This window comes from Enterobacter sp. HMSC16D10 (assembly GCF_001807145.1).
Classification (GTDB): Bacteria; Pseudomonadota; Gammaproteobacteria; order Enterobacterales; family Enterobacteriaceae; genus Enterobacter; species Enterobacter roggenkampii.
In genome coordinates, this window is the sequence record NZ_KV787837.1 from 3495 (window position 1) to 4673 (window position 1179).

Sequence of the window (1179 nt, forward strand, 5' to 3'; positions counted from 1 at the left end):
AAATCGTGGAAAAAATCCTGCGCGAGCGCCACGGCATGCGCGGCCAGGATTTTCTGTTCTCGCTGTCAAAAGAGTACCCGCGCCGCGAGCAGGTGATGCAGTACGGTGAGAACGACCTGCACTTTATCACCCGCCTGCTGGGCGAGGTCGGTATCTGGTTCCGCTTTACCACCGACACACGGCTGAACATCGACGTGGTGGAGTTTTACGACAGCCAGCAGGGGTATGAGAACGGTCTGACGCTGCCGTCGGTGCCGCCGTCAGGGCAGCACTCGAAGGGTGTGGACTCGGTGTGGGAGATGGAGAGCCACCATAACGTGGTGCAGAAGCAGGTCAGCACCCGGGACTACAACTACCGTCAGGCCACGGAGGACATGAATACCCTGGTGGATGCGACCCGCGGGGATGCCACCACGTATGGTGATGCCTATCACTGGGCGGATAACTACCTGACCGCGGGGAATTCCCACGACCGCAACCCGGCGCCGGAGTCCGGGGCGTTTTATGCCCGCATCCGTCATGAGTGCTACCTGAATGGCCAGACGCAGACCCGGGCCGTCACCAGCTGTCCGACGCTCTCTCCGGGGATGCGGCTGAAAGTCACCGGCGGGTATGAAGTGGCGGACGTGTTTGCGCAGGGGGTGGTCGTCACGGCAATGCACAGCCATGCGCGGCGTGATAAGGACTTCGGCGTCAGGTTTGACGGTATCCCGGACAGCCCGGATTTCAGCTTCCGCCCGGAGCCTGGCTCGCGCCCGGAGCCTGGCTCGCGCCCGGTGATGGCCGGCACCTTACCGGCACGCATCACCAGTACCACCGAAAATGACACCTACGGGCATATCGATAAAGACGGTCGTTACCGCGTCAACATGCTGTTTGACCGGGATAACTGGGAAACCGGATTCGAAAGCCTGTGGGTGCGCCAGTCCCGCCCGTACGCAGGAGATACCTACGGCCTGCACCTGCCGCTGCTGGCGGGAACCGAAGTGGCGATTGGTTTTGAGGACGGCAACCCGGACCGGCCGTACATTGCCGGCGTGCTGCACGACTCGGCGCACGGCGACCACGTCACCATCCGCAACTACAAACGTAACGTCCTGCGCACCCCGGCGAATAACAAAATCCGCCTGGATGATGAGCGCGGGAAAGAGCATATCAAGGTCAGCACGGAGTACGGCG

General features: G+C 62.0%; 1 protein-coding gene. It reads left to right on the plus strand.

Annotated features, from left to right (window positions below; all coding sequences use genetic code 11):
• The coding region (vgrG, locus tag HMPREF3143_RS04390) for a type VI secretion system tip protein VgrG (protein ID WP_254668416.1) at nucleotides 1-1179 on the plus strand (1179 nt) is incomplete at both ends.